This window comes from Caulobacter sp. GW821-FHT11E11 (assembly GCF_058808315.1).
Genome location: NZ_JBXARO010000011.1, coordinates 1 through 15,128, shown reverse-complemented (window position 1 = coordinate 15,128; position 15,128 = coordinate 1). Strand labels below are relative to the sequence as shown.

18 protein-coding genes are annotated in these 15,128 nt (G+C 68.0%); 7 read left to right on the top strand and 11 right to left on the bottom strand.

Features of this window, described 5'->3' with window-relative positions:
* The first annotated feature begins 48 nt into the window (after positions 1 to 48).
* A complete protein-coding gene (locus AC1RR5_RS23630) occupies positions 49 to 939 on the top strand; it encodes a pepsin/retropepsin-like aspartic protease family protein (RefSeq protein WP_492925663.1) in 891 nt (296 codons plus the stop codon).
* Here the strand turns inward: AC1RR5_RS23630 and AC1RR5_RS23625 are convergent.
* Complete coding sequence (locus tag AC1RR5_RS23625) at positions 914 to 1,318, bottom strand: MerR family transcriptional regulator (protein WP_492925661.1); 405 nt, start codon at positions 1,316 to 1,318, stop codon at positions 914 to 916. The genes AC1RR5_RS23630 and AC1RR5_RS23625 overlap by 26 nt on opposite strands.
* A gap of 70 nt (positions 1,319 to 1,388) precedes the next feature.
* On the opposite strand from AC1RR5_RS23625, the gene AC1RR5_RS23620 reads away from it, so the two are divergent.
* From AC1RR5_RS23620 to AC1RR5_RS23610, 3 genes are all read left to right on the top strand, one after another.
* A complete protein-coding gene (locus AC1RR5_RS23620) occupies positions 1,389 to 2,129 on the top strand; it encodes a MauE/DoxX family redox-associated membrane protein (RefSeq protein WP_492925659.1) in 741 nt (246 codons plus the stop codon).
* Between the two features lie 72 nt (positions 2,130 to 2,201).
* A complete protein-coding gene (locus tag AC1RR5_RS23615) occupies positions 2,202 to 3,851 on the top strand; it encodes a sensor histidine kinase (RefSeq protein WP_492925657.1) in 1,650 nt (549 codons plus the stop codon).
* A 271-nt stretch (positions 3,852 to 4,122) separates the two neighbouring features.
* Complete coding sequence (locus AC1RR5_RS23610; protein WP_492861191.1) at positions 4,123 to 4,380, top strand: GlsB/YeaQ/YmgE family stress response membrane protein; 258 nt, start codon at positions 4,123 to 4,125, stop codon at positions 4,378 to 4,380.
* A 36-nt stretch (positions 4,381 to 4,416) separates the two neighbouring features.
* Here AC1RR5_RS23610 and gmk read toward each other — a convergent pair whose 3' ends face one another.
* The 8 genes from gmk to AC1RR5_RS23570 form a co-directional block, all read right to left on the bottom strand.
* On the bottom strand, positions 4,417 to 5,058 hold the full coding sequence (gene gmk / locus AC1RR5_RS23605) for a guanylate kinase (RefSeq protein WP_492925655.1): 642 nt from the start codon (positions 5,056 to 5,058) through the stop codon (positions 4,417 to 4,419).
* Positions 5,051 to 5,932 carry a YicC/YloC family endoribonuclease gene (locus AC1RR5_RS23600; RefSeq protein ID WP_492925653.1) on the bottom strand — a complete coding sequence of 294 codons (882 nt, stop codon included), beginning with the start codon at positions 5,930 to 5,932 and terminating at the stop codon, positions 5,051 to 5,053. Before AC1RR5_RS23600 ends, gmk begins: the two co-directional genes overlap by 8 nt.
* 4 nt (positions 5,933 to 5,936) lie before the next feature.
* The gene (gene mltG / locus AC1RR5_RS23595; protein WP_492925651.1) at positions 5,937 to 7,031 is read right to left on the bottom strand and encodes an endolytic transglycosylase MltG; all 1,095 of its coding nucleotides are present in this window, start codon (positions 7,029 to 7,031) and stop codon (positions 5,937 to 5,939) included.
* Positions 7,028 to 8,308, bottom strand: coding sequence for a beta-ketoacyl-ACP synthase II (gene fabF / locus AC1RR5_RS23590; RefSeq protein ID WP_492811043.1), 1,281 nt, complete (start codon positions 8,306 to 8,308; stop codon positions 7,028 to 7,030). The genes mltG and fabF overlap by 4 nt, the downstream gene beginning before the upstream one ends.
* Positions 8,309 to 8,474: 166 nt before the next feature.
* Complete coding sequence (locus AC1RR5_RS23585) at positions 8,475 to 8,711, bottom strand: acyl carrier protein (RefSeq protein WP_004615098.1); 237 nt, start codon at positions 8,709 to 8,711, stop codon at positions 8,475 to 8,477.
* Between the two features lie 138 nt (positions 8,712 to 8,849).
* Positions 8,850 to 9,590: a 3-oxoacyl-[acyl-carrier-protein] reductase gene (fabG, locus tag AC1RR5_RS23580; protein WP_492925649.1), complete on the bottom strand. Its 741-nt coding sequence runs from the start codon at positions 9,588 to 9,590 to the stop codon at positions 8,850 to 8,852.
* Positions 9,591 to 9,609: 19 nt separating this feature from the next.
* Positions 9,610 to 10,554: an ACP S-malonyltransferase gene (fabD, locus tag AC1RR5_RS23575; protein WP_492925647.1), complete on the bottom strand. Its 945-nt coding sequence runs from the start codon at positions 10,552 to 10,554 to the stop codon at positions 9,610 to 9,612.
* A 68-nt stretch (positions 10,555 to 10,622) separates the two neighbouring features.
* Entirely contained in the window at positions 10,623 to 11,093 is a 471-nt protein-coding gene (locus AC1RR5_RS23570; RefSeq protein WP_492925645.1) for a group II truncated hemoglobin, read from the bottom strand.
* Positions 11,094 to 11,205: 112 nt separating this feature from the next.
* Here AC1RR5_RS23570 and AC1RR5_RS23565 point away from each other — a divergent pair, with 112 nt between their 5' ends.
* The 3 genes from AC1RR5_RS23565 (at position 11,206) to AC1RR5_RS23555 (ending at position 13,818) form a co-directional block, all read left to right on the top strand.
* The gene (locus AC1RR5_RS23565; protein WP_492925643.1) at positions 11,206 to 11,742 is read left to right on the top strand and encodes a peroxiredoxin; all 537 of its coding nucleotides are present in this window, start codon (positions 11,206 to 11,208) and stop codon (positions 11,740 to 11,742) included.
* Between the two features lie 69 nt (positions 11,743 to 11,811).
* The gene (locus AC1RR5_RS23560) at positions 11,812 to 12,939 is read left to right on the top strand and encodes a helix-turn-helix domain-containing protein (RefSeq protein WP_492925641.1); all 1,128 of its coding nucleotides are present in this window, start codon (positions 11,812 to 11,814) and stop codon (positions 12,937 to 12,939) included.
* A 69-nt stretch (positions 12,940 to 13,008) separates the two neighbouring features.
* Positions 13,009 to 13,818, top strand: coding sequence for a sterol desaturase family protein (locus AC1RR5_RS23555; protein WP_492925639.1), 810 nt, complete (start codon positions 13,009 to 13,011; stop codon positions 13,816 to 13,818).
* Here AC1RR5_RS23555 and AC1RR5_RS23550 read toward each other — a convergent pair.
* Positions 13,793 to 14,455 carry a hypothetical protein gene (locus tag AC1RR5_RS23550; RefSeq protein WP_492925637.1) on the bottom strand — a complete coding sequence of 221 codons (663 nt, stop codon included), beginning with the start codon at positions 14,453 to 14,455 and terminating at the stop codon, positions 13,793 to 13,795. The genes AC1RR5_RS23555 and AC1RR5_RS23550 overlap by 26 nt on opposite strands.
* Positions 14,456 to 14,502: 47 nt before the next feature.
* The gene (locus AC1RR5_RS23545) at positions 14,503 to 15,027 is read right to left on the bottom strand and encodes a DUF2059 domain-containing protein (RefSeq protein ID WP_492925635.1); all 525 of its coding nucleotides are present in this window, start codon (positions 15,025 to 15,027) and stop codon (positions 14,503 to 14,505) included.
* Positions 15,028 to 15,128 lie beyond the last annotated feature (101 nt).

Below are 15,128 nucleotides of genomic sequence, written 5' to 3'. Positions count from 1 at the left end.
GCCGCGCCTATCCTCAGGTTGAGCGTATCGCTCGACGGGGAGAAAGCCATGGCCGTTCGCCTGATCCTGGCCTGCGTGATGCTGTTCCTGGCCGCGTTCGCGGTAATGGCGGGCGAGCGTGGCGTCGTTCCGTCGGCCTTCGCCACCGACGGCTCGCACCACGTCTATGTCCGGGTGTCGATCAATGACGCCAAGCCGGTCTGGATGCTGCTGGACACCGGCACCTCGCCCTCAACCATCGATCGCGACTATGCCCGCTCCATCGGGCTGACGCTGGGCCGCGAGCGCAACATCGGCAAGGGCGTCGGCGGCGACGCCATCCCCATCGCCAAGGCCTCGGTCGCCCAGCTGCGGATCGGCGGGACCCGTCGCGACAAGGTCGCCTTCGAGGCCATGCCGTTCAGGTTCACCGCGCCGGATGGCGAGACTGCGGTCGGCGTGATCGGTCGCAGCGCCCTCACCGGCCGCACCCTGGTCCTGGACTATCCGGCCCGCCAGGTGCGCCTGACCGAGGACAGCGGCCTGGCCGCCTGCCGCTGCGGCGCGCCGATCAAGCTGCCCTATGGCATCCCGTCCGTGCGGGCGGCGCTGGGCGGTCGCACGGTCGATACGATCATCGACAGCGGCGGATCCTACGACGTCCTGATCACCCCGCCGGGCGCGAGTCGTCTGGGCCTCGTCGAGGCGATGAACGCGGGACAGGCCTCGACCGGCCACGGCTATGGCGGCGGCGCCCCGATCCGCTCGGGTCCGGGTCCCGCCTTGAAGGTCGGCGACCAGGAGAAGCCCGCCACCGCGATCGCCTACATCGCTCTGCCCATCAAGATCGATGCGGCGCTGGGGACCTGGTTCCTCAAGGACTACCGCACCACGATCGACTACCGCGCCCGCCGGGTGCTGTTCGAGCCCGCGCCTAGCCGGCCTCGAACGCCTCGATGATCGGGCATGGCCCGGTGTCGGACGCCGCGCAGGCGCCGGCCAGCTTGGCCAGGGACGCCCGCGCCGCCTGCAGTTCGGCGATCTTGGCGTCCAAGGCCGCGATCCGCTCTCCGGCCAAAGCCCTGGCCCTCGCCCGGTCCTGGCCGGCGTCCAGGTCCAGCAGCTCGCCGATCTGCTCCAGGGTGAAGCCCGCCGCCTGGGCCTGGCGGATGAACTTCAGCCGCCGGACGTCCTCGACGTCGTAGCGCCGGATCCCACCCGACAGCGCCGAGCCGCCGGACTTCTCGGGCGTTCGAAGCAGTCCGCGACGCTGGTAGTAGCGCACCGTCTCCACGCCGACGCCGCCCTCGCGGGCCAGGGTCGCGATCGTGCCTGCCATGCCTTGACTCCGTACCATGGTACGGAACCTACATGGGGAGGGCCAAGTCGCGAGCCAAGGAGTTCAAGCGATGAGTCCCGCCAAGACCGCCGTGCTGTACCGCATGGTCATGCCCGAGCATCTCTGCCCCTCCGGCCTCAAGGCGCGGCGCCTGCTGAAGTCCAAGGGCTACGTCGTCGAGGACCACTGGCTGAAGACCCGCGCCGAGACCGACGCCTTCAAGGCGCAGCACGACGTCAAGACCACGCCCCAGGTCTTCATCGATGGCGAGCGGATCGGCGGCTACACCGACCTGCGCCGACGCTTCGGCGCGCGCGATCCCAAGGCCCTGACCTACACGCCGGTGCTGGTCGTGTTCGCCGTGGCCGCCCTGATGGCCCTGGCGGCCAGCCAGGCGGCCTTCGGGACCCCGCTGACAGTGCGGGCGGCCGAATGGTTCGTGGCCTTCTCCATGAGCCTGCTGGCCATGCTGAAGCTGCGCGACGTCGAGACCTTCTCGACCATGTTCCTCAACTACGACCTGCTGGCCCGCCGCTGGGTCCCGTATGGCTACGTCTACCCGTACGCAGAACTGGCGGCCGGCGTGCTGATGGCGGCGGGCGTCCTGACCTGGTTCGCCGCGCCCTTGGGCCTCGTCATCGGCGGCATCGGCGCCGTGTCGGTGTTCAAGGCGGTCTATGTCGACAAGCGCGAGCTGAAATGCGCCTGCGTTGGCGGCGACAGCAACGTGCCGCTGGGCTTCGTGTCCCTGACCGAGAACCTGTTCATGATCGCCATGAGCGTCTGGATGTTGGCTGGCCGACACGCGTAATCCCTTGCGTCAAAGCCTATTGACGCTAAGCCTCGCGCTCTCCAGCCTAACCAAGGGCTGAGCGGGGCGAACGTGACTACCAATAGTGCGGCGAAGGCGCCCTCCACGGTCGCGCGGCGCCTTCTCTTCATGGCCTTGACCCTGGCCGCCCCAGCGATCTTGCTGATGGGCGCGCTGGTGGCGATGCAATATGGCGAGGGCCAGCGCCGGTTCGCCACTCAACTGGTCGCCATGACCCGGGCCCTGTCCCTGGCCACCGATCGCCAGATCGGCCAGGGCCAGAGCGTGCTGCAGGGCCTGGCCGTCTCGCCCGCCCTGGCCGAGGGCGACCTGGCCACTTTCGAGAAGCAGGCCCGTGACGCGGTAAAGGGCCGCGAGGGCTGGATCGTGCTGATGACCATGGAGCGTCAGCTGATCAACACCCGTATCCCGCCCGGCGTGACGACGCCGATCGCGCCGGTCACACCCGGGTCCTGGGCCGAGATGACCACGGGCAAGTCCAACGTCAGCAACCTGATTCCCCGCCACGGGGCCGGCCCGATTATCGGCACCAATGTGCCGGTGCTGGTGAAGGGCAAGCTGCTGGTCCTGGCCTATATGCAGCAGCCGGCCAACTTCCACGCCCTGATGACCGGCCAGGCCTTCCCCGACAGCTGGACCGCCAGCATCGTCGACCGCAACGCCGCCCTGGTGGCCCGCTCGCGCGACCAGGAGAAGATGCTGGGCAAGCACGCCAGCCGCGACATGCAGAAGGCTATGGCCCGCGCCAATGACGGCGTGGTGCGCACCCACACCCTCGACGGCGTCCAGACCCTGTCGGCCTTCAGCCGCTCGCCGACCTATGGCTGGACCTTCATCGTCGGCGTGCCGCGCGAGGAGCTGAACCGGACCGTCCTGACCTCCCTGGGCCCGGCCGTCGCCGGCGCGGCCCTGCTGATCGCCCTGGGCATCACCGCCGCCCTCGCCTTCGCTCGCCCGATCTCGCGCGACGTGCGCAGCCTGGTGGGCGAGGCCGAGGCCCTGGCGGCCGGCGCGTCCCTGGATCCCGCCCCGTCGCACCTGCAGGAGATCGCCGAGGTTCGCGGCTCGCTGCAGGCCGCCGCCGACATCCTGCGCGCCCGCGAGGCCGAGGCCCGCCAGGCCGCCGATCGCCAGCAGCTGATGATCAACGAGCTGAACCATCGGGTGAAGAACACCCTGGTCGTCGTCCAGTCCCTGGCCCGCCACAGCCTGAGGGACGGTGGCGACAAGGGCCTGGCCCAGTTCAACGACCGCATCCACGCCCTGGCCACGGCCCACGACCTGCTGACCCGCCGCAACTGGGAAGGCGCGGACCTGGGCGAGCTGCTGTCCGAGACCCTGCAGCCCTATGCCAGCCAGGTCAGCCTGGACGGCCCGCCCCTGCCCCTGGCGCCCAACGCCGCCGTGGCCCTGGCGATGATCTTCCACGAACTGGCCACCAACGCCTCCAAGTACGGCGCCCTGTCGAGCGAGGCCGGCCGCGTCGCCGTGAGCTGGAGCCTGGAAGGCCGCACCCGCCTGGTCCTGTCCTGGCGCGAGACCGGCGGCCCCTTGGTCAAGCCGCCCAAGCGCACCGGCTTTGGCTCGCGCCTGATCGCCGCCAGCCTGAAGGGCGATCTGGCCGGCTCGGTCGAGGCCGACTACGCCCCGGGCGGCCTGACCTGCGTGATGACCATTATCGCGCCACCGCTGGTTCCCTGAACGACCGATCGTCGCAGCGCCGCCTTGTCGCCTTGGCTTGGCCACGGAGCGTCTGCAATAGGTTCCCTAAGTCGTAGGGGATTTTTGCGTTATGGACCTGACCTTCCTGATCGGAGCCGTTCTGGGCTCGGGCCTGTTCATCGCGTTCGGCCGGCCGCCGGCCGAGAAGCTGATCGCCTATGTTCAGGAACGAATGCGCGGGAACTAACGGCGCCGTTGGGCTCTTGTTTGAGCAAGGCCGCGCAGGGCGGCCGCTCACGGAGTCCCTACGATGTCCATTCTCGCCTGGCTCCTTCTGGGCCTGATCGCCGGCTTCATCGCCAGCAAGCTCGTCAACCGTTCCGGCAGCGGCGTTCTGCTGGATATCGTGCTCGGCATCGTCGGCGCATTCGTCGGCGGCTGGCTGTTCAATCAATTTGGCAACAGCGGCGTGTCGGGCTTCAACCTCTATAGCCTGCTGGTGGCCACCATCGGCGCCGTCGTCATCCTGGCGCTGTACCACCTGATCTTCGCTCGTCGCGCCCTCTAGGACGCCGAGCTCTGCGGCGGGCCTTCGGGCCCGCCGTTAGATCTCTTCCTTGAGGAGATCGCCCACAAGGTCGCCGATCCACGGGTTACGAGCCCGCTTGAGACGCTCGGCGTGATAGATGTGGGCCAAGTCCGCGTAGGCGCGGTCGAAATCATCATTCAGAATGACGTAGTCGAACTGCTCCCAGGCGGCGACCTCGTCCTTGGCGCGCGACAGACGGCGGTGGATCACTTCCTCGCTGTCCTGGCTGCGCGCGTGCAGGCGGCGGCTCATCTCGGCCAGCGACGGCGGCAGGATGTAGACCAGCACGCTGTCCTGCTGGGCCTGGGCATGCACCTTCATGGCGCCCTGGAAGTCGATGTCGAACAGGGCGCTCTGGCCCTGCTCCAAGGCCTGCATGATCGGCGGCTTGGGGCTCCCGTAGAAGTTCCCGTAGACTTCGGCCCACTCCAGGAAGGCGTCCTGGTCGATCATCTCCTGGAACGCTTCGCGCGTCGTGAAGTGATAGTCGCGGCCGTGGTGCTCGCCCGGACGCGGCTCGCGGGTCGTATAGCTGATCGACAGGTGCAGGTCGTTGTGGTCGGCCACCAGGCGGCGGGTCAGCGAGGTCTTGCCGACGCCCGACGGGGCGACGACCATCAGCAGCAGGCCGCGGGTATTGTGGTGGGGCTTATTCAACGTTCTGGACCTGCTCGCGGAACTGCTCGATCACGGCCTTCAGTTCCAGACCGATCGCGGTCAGGGCGGTCAGGGCCGATTTCGAGCAGAGGGTATTGGATTCTCGCATGAATTCCTGGGAGAGGAAGTCGAGCCGACGGCCTGACGCGCCCTCGCCCGACAGCAGACCGCGCGCCGCCACGACGTGGCTGGCCAGGCGGTCGAGTTCCTCGCGCACGTCGGCCTTTACGGCCTGGGCGGCGGCTTCCTGGATGATGCGCTCTTCGTTGGCGGCCTCGCCGACCAGTTCGGTCATGCGGCGAGCGAAGCGTTCCTTGAGGATCGCCGGCTGGCCGGCGGCCTCGCGTTCGGCGTCGGCGGTCAGGCCTTCGATGCGGTCGATAAGGCCGTTCAGCACCGGATCCAGGGCAGCGCCCTCCTCCAGCCGCGCTGCCTTCAGCCCATCCAGGGCCTGGGCGATCGAGCCGGCCATGGCGGCCTCGACGGCGGCGCGGGTCTCGGAGTCGTCCTCGTCCTCACGCGCCTCGATCACGCCCTTCAGGGCCAGCAGGCCGTCCAGGGTGGGTTTGGCGACCATGCCGGTGGCGACATAGGGGTCGCCGGCCCGCAGATAGCGCTCCAGGGTGGCGACATTGACCTGGGTCTCGCCCGAGGTCTCGGCGCGCTTGGCCTGGACGTTGACGGTCAGCTGGCCACGCTGGAAGCGGCCTTGCGAGCCCTCGCGGGCGGCGCGTTCCAGGCTCTCGAAGCCCGGCGGGCCACGGAAGCGGGTCTCGAGGTTGCGGCCGTTGACGCTGCGCGCCTCGACCGCCCAGGTCCAGGCGCCGTGAGCGCCCTCGACCCGGGCGAAGCCCGTCATCCCCGAGATCGGCATGGCCCTAGTTCCCCGCCGGCTTGGCAGGAACCACGGGAACGCTCTCGCCGGCGCGATCACGCTCGATCTGACGCCACTTGGCGACGTTGGCGTTGTGCTGCTCCAGCGTCGAGGCGAACACGTGGCCGCCCGTGCCGTCGGCGACGAAGTAGAGGTCGCCGGTCTTGGCCGGGTTCAGCGCCGCTTCCAGGGCCGCGCGGCCCGGATTGGCGATCGGCGTCGGCGGCAGGCCGGTGATCTTGTAGGTGTTGTACGGCGTGAACGCGTCCAGCTCGGACCGGCGCAGGCCACGGCCCAGCGGACGACCGCGCGAGATGCCGTAGATCACGGTGGGGTCAGTATCCAGGCGCATGCCGGTGCGCAGGCGGTTGACGAACACGGCCGCCACCTGCGGACGCTCGCCCTTCACGCCCGTCTCCTTCTCGACGATCGAGGCCATGATCGCGGCCTCTTCCTTCGACTGGTAGGGCAGGCCCGACTGGCGCGTGGCCCACAGCTTGTTCAGCAGCTGATCGCGATCGTCCATCATGTGCTTGAGGACGACGGCGCGGTCTTCGCCGCGCTGGACCTCGTAGGTCTCGGGCAGGATGGCGCCTTCCGGCGGGGTCGCGGCGTCGCCGACCAGCAGGTCGGACTTGTTGAGGATGTCCATGACCATGTCCGAGGTCAGGCCCTCGGGGATGGTGATCCAGTGGCGGACGATGCGGCCATGGCGCACGGCGTCCAGCACCTGGGCCATCGAGGCGCGCGAGGCGAACTCGTACTCGCCGGCCTTCAGGCTGCGGGCCGCGCCCGTGGCCTTGGCGGCGGTCATGAAGATCGACGACGAGCGGATCACGCCGCCACGCTCCAGGCTGGCGGCGATCTCGGGCAGGCTGGCGCCCTTGCGCAGGATGACCGTCGTCTTGTCGCCGCTCGTCGCGGCCGGACCGGGACCGTTATAGAGGAAGGCCACGCCCAGGATGGCGACCATCCCGATCACGACCAGGGTCGTGAACGCGCCGAACAGGGCGCGGATCAGCCGCCGTCCCACCGAGGCGGTTTCCCGGCGACCAGTGCGCGCGGGGGCTTTGCGGGGGGGCGACGGCTTTTTGCTCACGAGACCTTCTTGAACACGACCGTGGCGTTGGTGCCGCCGAAGCCGAAGCTGTTGGACACGGCCACGTCGATCTTCATCGGAACGGCCTTGTTCGGCGCCAGGTTCATGGCGACGTTCACGTCCGGATTGTCGAGGTTGATCGTCGGCGGGGCGATCTGGTCGCGGATCGCCAGGATCGAGAAGATCCCCTCGATCGCGCCCGCGGCGCCCAGCAGGTGGCCGGTCATCGACTTGGTCGAGGACATGACGACGTTCTTGGCGTGATCGCCCAGGAAGCGCTCGACGGCGCCGGCTTCCAGGCCATCGGCCATGGTCGAGGTGCCGTGGGCGTTGACGTAGTCGATGTCCGAGGGCTGGAGCCCTGCGTCCTTCATCGCCGCCGCCAGGGCGCGGCCGCCGCCTTCGCCGTCTTCCGACGGGGCGGTGATGTGGTGGGCGTCGCCCGACAGGCCGTAGCCGACCACTTCGGCGTAGATCTTGGCCCCGCGCGCCTTGGCGTGCTCGTACTCTTCCAGGACCAGGGCGCCGGCGCCCTCGCCCATGACGAAGCCGTCGCGGTCCTTGTCATAGGGACGCGAAGCCTTTTCCGGGGTGTCGTTCCATTCGGTCGACATGGCGCGGCAGGCGATGAAGCCGGCCACGCCGACCTTGCAGACGGCCGCTTCGGCGCCGCCGGCGATCATCACGTCGGCGTCGCCGTACTTGATCAGGCGCATGGCGTCGCCGATGGCGTGAGCGCCGGTGGCGCAGGCCGTGACGACCGCGTGGTTGGGGCCCTTGAAGCCGTACTTGATCGAGACCTGACCCGAAATGAGGTTGATCAGGGCCGAGGAGATGAAGAACGGGCTGACGCGGCGGGGGCCCTTGGCCTCCAGCTCGAGCGCGGTGTCGGCGATCGTCGACAGGCCGCCGATGCCCGAGCCCAGAATGACGCCGGTGCGCCACTTGTCCTCGTCGGTCTCCGGAACCCAGCCCGAATCCTTGATGGCTTCGTCGGCGGCAGCGATGCCGTAGAGAATGAAATCGTCCACGCGCTTCTGGTCGCGCGGGCTCATGGTCTGGTCGGGGTCGAAGCTGCCTTCGACGTCCGGGCCACCGCCGCCGCGTCCATCGACGCGCGGCACTTCGCAGGCGACCTTGCAGGCATAGTCGGTCGGATCGAAGGCCGTGATGCGGTTGGCGCCGGACTTGCCGGCCAGGATGTTCTTCCAGGTCACGTCAACACCGTGGCCCAGAGGGGTCAGCAGGCCGATACCCGTGACGACAACTCTACGCATGGATCACTCCCAAACCTTCGATGCGGGACGCAGGATGTGGGGAGTTATCCCGCCCACGCCAGCCGCGAATCTTGGCCTCAAACGAAAACCGCCGCGCGCACGATGGCAAGAGCCCGTGCGACGCGGCGGAAATGGTCAGGTTCGACTAGCGAACTCGACGCCTAACTTAGGCGGTCTTTTCCGTGATGAACTTCACGGCGTCGCCAACCGTCTGGATGTGCTCGGCGGCGTCGTCCGGGATTTCGATGTCGAACTCTTCTTCGAACGCCATCACCAGCTCGACGTTGTCGAGGCTGTCGGCGCCCAGGTCGTCGATGAAGGAAGCCTTCTCGGTGACCTTCTCGGGATCGGCATCCAGGTGTTCGATGACGATCTTACGCACGCGCTCGAGAATGTCGGACATTCTGTTAGTCCCTCGTTGAGAAAATTTCGGCCCATGAACAGCGAGGCGAAGACCAAGCTATTCGCAGGAATTGTCGGGCTCCGCCTATCACGTTCTTTTTCGGCTTGCTAGCGGCAGACCGAGGAACGAGCAGCGGTTTTAGATCATGGCCATGCCGCCGTTGACGTGCAAGGTCTGACCGGTGACGTACCCGGCCTGGTCGCTGGCCAGGAAAACGCACGCAGCCGCGATATCGCTCCCTTCGCCCAGCTTGCCAGCGGGAATGGTCGACAGGATGCCGGCCTTCTGGGTTTCGTTCAGGGCGTCGGTCATCGGGCTGGCGATAAAGCCGGGCGCCACGCAGTTGACGGTCACGCCACGGCTGGCCAGTTCCTGGGCCAAGGCCTTGGAAAAGCCGATCATACCGGCCTTTGAGGCCGCGTAGTTGGTCTGGCCGGGGTTGCCGGTGACGCCGACCACTGAGGTGATGCCGATGATGCGACCGGCGCGGCGCTTCATCATGCCCTTGGCGGCGGCGCGCGACAGACGGAAATAGCCTTCCAGGTTGACCTTGATCACGGTCTCCCAGTCCTCGTCCTTCATGCGGACGATCAGGCCGTCGCGGGTGATGCCGGCATTGGCGATCACGATGTCCAACGGCGCGCCGGCGGCTTCCTCGGCCTTGGCGACCAGGCCATCGACGGCGGCCGAGTCGGAGAGATTCGCGGCGACGAACGACACGCGCTCGCCGAACTGGGCGGCCAGCTCCGAGAGAGCCGATTCGCGGGTGCCCGAGAGGACGACGTGAGCGCCTTGCGCGTGCAGGGCCTTGGCGATGGCGCCGCCGATGCCGCCCGTGGCGCCGGTGACGAGAGCGGTCTTGCCGGTCAGATCGAACATGTGTCGGTCTTCCTTCGAATTAGAGCGAGGCGGCGAACGCTTCGAGGTCCGCCGGAGTGTTGAGCGGGGTCGCCTCGGCGTCCGGGGCGATGCGCTTGGCCATGCCCGAGAGGACCTTGCCGGCGCCGGCCTCGGCGAAACGCGTGACGCCGCCGTCGGTGGCCAGCCAGGTCATGCTCTCGCGCCAGCGGACGCGGCCGGTGACCTGCTCGACCAGCAGCTTGCGGATGACGTCCGGGTCGTGGACCGGCGTGGCGGTGATGTTGGCGACCAGCGGCGTGCGCGGGGCGATGATGGTGGTCTTGGCGAGCGCCTCGGCCATCTCGTCGGCGGCCGGCTGCATCAGCGGGCAGTGGAACGGGGCCGAGACGTTCAGCGGAATGGCGCGCGCGCCCAGCTCCTTGGCCTTCTCGATGGCCTTGTCGACGGCCGCCTTGGCGCCCGAGATCACGACATTGCCGTTGTTGTTGTCGTTGGCCACGACGCAGACACCGACTTCCGAGCCGGCGGCCGCAGCGGCTTCAGCCAGGGCAAGGTCCGTCTTCGGACCGATCAGCGAGGCCATGGCGCCCTCGCCCACCGGCACGGCGCGCTGCATGGCCTGGCCGCGCAGCTTCAGCAGGCGCGCGGTGTCGGCCAGGCTGATAGCGCCGGCAGCGGCCAGGGCGGAATATTCACCCAGGCTGTGACCGGCCACGAAGGCGGCGCGATCGATGCCGATGCCGAATTCCTTTTCCAGGGTCCGGGTCACAGCCAGGCTGACGGCCATCAGGGCCGGCTGGGCGTTCTCGGTCAGGGTCAGGTCGCCTTCGGGACCTTCCTTCATCAGCGAAAACAGCTTCTGGCCCAGGGCGTCATCGACCTCCTGGAAGACCTCGCGGGCGCTGGCGAAGGCCTCGGCGAGATCGACGCCCATGCCGACCGACTGGCTGCCCTGGCCGGGGAAAATGAAGGCGATGCTCATGGCGGCCCGCTCCGTCTCAAGTAGATTCAAGGCCGGGAGGGTTAGGCCAAAGGGGGCCGGGCGGCAAGTCAGCCCAGCCAAGGCCCTCCAGGCGGTCCCCAGCCCCACACCGGCATCGGCGGCTCGCCCTCGGGTTCAGGAACGCCCTCGGCCGAGTTGATCACCGCCAGGCGCGTGCCCCATTCCAGATAACCGACGAAGGCGGCGCGGAACTCCGGATCGTCGGGCAGGCCAACCTCGTCGGCGGTCTCCAGCATCAGCGCCACCCAGGCCCGGCGCTGCTCCTGAGTGAGATGCCGGCCCATGTGCTTGCGGATCATCGCGGCATGGCCGCCGCCGGCCTCGGTATAGGTCTTGGGCCCGCCGAACACCTCGCCGACGAAGGCCGCCACGTGCTGGGCGTGATGCAGGTCCATCTGCGCGAAGACCGGGGCCAGAACCGGATCCTCCGGGACCCGGGCATAGAACGTCTCGAACAGCGTCTTGAACCGCTCGGGGCCGCCGGCCCATTCCGCCAAAGTCGGGACCTTGTCCGTCATGCGTCTCTCCCCATCCGCCCTGCGCACGTAACGACGAAGGTAGCGGTTTGGAAGACGGGAGAATGAGGTTATCCAAGGTGTGACCGTTAACCGCCTCCCCCTGGAGCTTCCGATGTCCCGTCTGCTCGCCGGTATCGCCGCCGCCGCCCTCGCCATGGCCGCGACCTCCCCCGCCCTGGCCGCCCTGAAGGTCGGCGACAAAGCCCCGGACTTCACCACCAGCGCCGCCCTGGCCGGCAAGGACTTCCAGTTCACCCTCAACAAGGCCCTGAAGAAGGGCCCGGTGGTGCTGTATTTCTTCCCGGCCGCCTACACCGCCGGCTGCACGGCCGAGGCCCACGAGTTCGCCGAGGCCACGCCCGAGTTCGAGAAGCTGGGCGCCACGGTGATCGGCGTCACGGCCGGCAATGTCGACCGCATCAAGGACTTCTCCAAGGAGCACTGCCGCGACAAGTTCGCGGTGGCCGCCGCCAACGCCGACCTGATCAAGAAGTACGACGTGGTGCTGTCGCAGAAGCCCGAGTGGTCGAACCGCACCTCGTACGTGATCGCGCCGGGCGGCAAGATCCTCCTGGCCTATACCGACGGCAACTTCGCTGGCCACGTCACCCAGAGCATGGACGCCGTGAAGGCCTACAAGAAGAAGTAGCCAGCCTTTTGCGGTTCCGACCAGCCGCGCGGGTTGAGGCTCGCGCGGCGCACGGGAGATGATCGACCCATGATCGATCCCGCCCATATCGACCTCTCCGGCCTCGAGCTGGGGCTGCGCGGCGTGGCCGTCGGCGCCTTCGCCGCCACGGGCATTTCCCTGGCCGCCAGCCGCAACATGACGCCGACGCGCTGGGTGGGCGTGCTGATGATGGCCTGCGCCATCGCCCACAGCTTCGAGAGCCATTTCTACTACACGACGCACCTGCACTTCAGCGTGCTGACCTGGTTCCTGAGCTCGATGGCCGCCGGGGTGTTCTGGCTGTTCTGCTCGGTGCTGTTCGAGGACGAACCGAAGATTCCGGCCTGGCGCTTCGCCGTGCCCGCCCTCGCCATGGCGCTCTGGCTGCCCGGCGCGTTCCTGCCGCCCTCGCCGGCCCGCGCGATCGCCTGGTGGATCTTCGCCGCCGCCTCGCTGGCCATCCATATCCACATCCTGCTGATGACCTGGCGCGGCTGGCGCATCGACCTCGTCGAGCGGCGACGGCATCTGCGCGCCCCGATCGCGGCCGCCGCGACCGGCTACATGCTGGTCCAGACCCTGTGCGACTTCGGCCTGGGCGAAGGCCCCGTGCTGCCCAGCCTGGTGCAGGCCCTGGCGCAGGCGCTGCTGGGCGTCGGCTCGGCGCTGGCGCTGCTGCGGGCCGAGCCCGTGCTGGTCCAGGCCGGAACGCCAGCGGACGCGGCGCCGGCGCCCAAGCCCGCCGAGGCCCTGGACCTCACCCCGGCCGACCGCCTGGTGCTGGCGCGCCTGGACAAGGCCATGAACGAGAACGAGGTCTGGCGCGGCGAGGACCTCTCCATCGGCACGCTGGCGGCCCTGGTCGGCGCGCCCGAGCACCGGCTGCGCAAGCTGATCAACGGTACGCTGGGCCACCGCAACTTCGCCGACTACGTCAACGGCCGGCGGATCGAGGCGGCCAAGGTCGCGCTCTCCGATCCCGAGCAGGCGCTGAAGTCGGTCTCGACCATCGCCTACGAGCTGGGCTTCGCCTCGCTGGGGCCGTTCAACCGCGCCTTCCGCGCCGCCACCGGCGTAACCCCGACCGCCTGGCGCCAGGACGTCACGCCGGCTCATCCGCATCTGCGGCTGGTCGAAAGCGGCGAAGCCTCTTCGAAAACCGACAAACGGGCCTGATTTCAAGTTCGGCGCGACGGCTGAAGACCCGGTCGCTTCCTTGGCGAGGTCCTCTCATCGGAGCCTCCCATGCTCGACACTCTCCTCCCCTTCGCCCGCAACTGGCTGACCTCCATGCAGGTCGACGTCACCCGCTATGTAGTCTTTTCAGTCAGCGTCTGGCTGGCCCTGTGGGTCGTGCTGGCCATTCCGCTGGCTGGTCGCAAGATCCGCGACAGCCGTCCGGCCGCGCGCCAGCTGCTGATCGAGTTTCTGACCTCGATCCGCTCGATCATGATCTTCTCGACCCTGGGCCTGCTGACCTTCGGCCTGTTCCGCGCCGGCTGGCTGCCGGGGCCCTACATCGCCAAGGGCTGGGGACCGGTGTGGTTCTGGACCAGCCTGGTGCTGATGATCGTCGCCCACGACGCCTGGTTCTACTGGACCCACCGGCTGATCCACGACCGGCGGCTGTTCCGGCGCTTCCATCGTCGGCATCACCGGTCGAACAATCCCTCGCCGTTCACCGCCTACAGCTTCGATCTGGGCGAGGCCTTCATCAACGGCGTGTTCGTGCCGCTGTGGATGATCCTGGTCCCGACCCAGTGGCCGGTGATCGGGCTGTTCATGCTGCACCAGATCGTGCGCAACACGATCGGCCATTCGGGCTACGAGCTGTTTCCCGCCCGCAAGGACGGCCGGCCGCTGATCCCGTTCCTGACGACCGTGACCCACCACGACCTGCACCACGCCCAGGCGGGTTGGAACTACGGGCTCTATTTCACCTGGTGGGACAAGCTGATGTGCACCGAGCACCCGGAGTATCTCAAGCGGTTCGCGGCCGTCACGGCCCGCAAGGACAAGTCGCTGGAAGCTACCAGCCGACCTTCACCAGCTTGACCATGGCGCGGGCGTCCTGCAGCCGCCAGGCCTCGCGCTCGTTGTTGACGCCTCGCAGGCTGACCGTGAACTCGGCGGGGATGTCGAACGGGCGCGTGATGCTGAAGTCGACGCCCTCCTCGCCCTGCGAGCCGCCGCCGAAGGCGATCGAGCCGACGGGGCGGCCATCCAGGGTCAGGGACGAGCGGATGTTGGCGCGGGCCACCGGGATCTTGCCGGGCACGGCGATGGCCTGGCTGGCGTCCATGTCCATCGAGACGCGGACATAGTTGGCGCGCGGCAGCAGGCCGAAACCGAACAGCTTCGACATCGACGAGCGCAGCTTGGCCTCGTTCTGGTTCCAGGAAGCGCCCAGGGCCATCGAGCGCTCGCCGATCCGGTCGGCATCGGGCTTCTTCGACAGGTTCAGGTCGAAGTCATAGGTCGGGTTGTCGAGCATGCCCGACGACTTGACCGTCAGGGCGACCTTCTCGGTGTCGGTGGAGAGATCCAGCGGCAGCGCCGCCGAATAGCCGGCGAACCGGCCTTCGTGGGCCGAGACCGACATGGCGGGCTTCTGGATGAGCTCGGCCCGCGCGACGCCGGTCAGCGTCACTGTCGCCAGGATCAAGCAGGAGAGGAAAGCGCCGCCCTTCATCGAGCTTCTCCCTAGCACAGCTGACGGGAGCGGCAAGACAAGCCAGGCTATTTCCCGAGCGCGCCCAGGCCTTCCAGCTTCTTGGACATTCGTTGTTCAAGGTCCGCCTGGATGACGGGCGCGATCTCGACCATCGCCTTGGTGGCCGCGGGGGCCAGCAGCGGCATCTTCTTCAGCACGGACTGGCCGATCGGGCTCTCATAGAAGTCGACCATGCCTTGGAGCTCTTGCTCGGAATAGACCTCGGCATAGGCGGGCGTGAGCTTGTCCATCACCAGGCTCATCAGGCCGCTGTCCATCAGCTCGCCGACCGATTCCGAGAGCGCGCCGCTCAGCAGCGTCTTCTGCTGGTCGGTCAGGTTCTTTCGCTGACTGACGATCATGTCCATCTGCTGCTGCATCATGGAGCGCATCATCGGGGCCATGGTCTGCTCGACATGCATGGCGTCGATCAGGCGGCGCGTCAGGGCCAGGGTCTTGGCCGAAGGCTCGGCCCGGGCCGTGACCGGCGTCGCCAGGGCGCCCGCAAAGGCTAGAATGGCCAGGGCCAGAATGGTCAGGAGCTTCCGCATCGGCCTTCCCCGAAAGAGCAACGCCCTAGGGCCAATCGACATTCAGGATTCTCAGGCGCCGAGATGTCTGATTCATAGGGCTCCGTTCGATTGACGGAGCC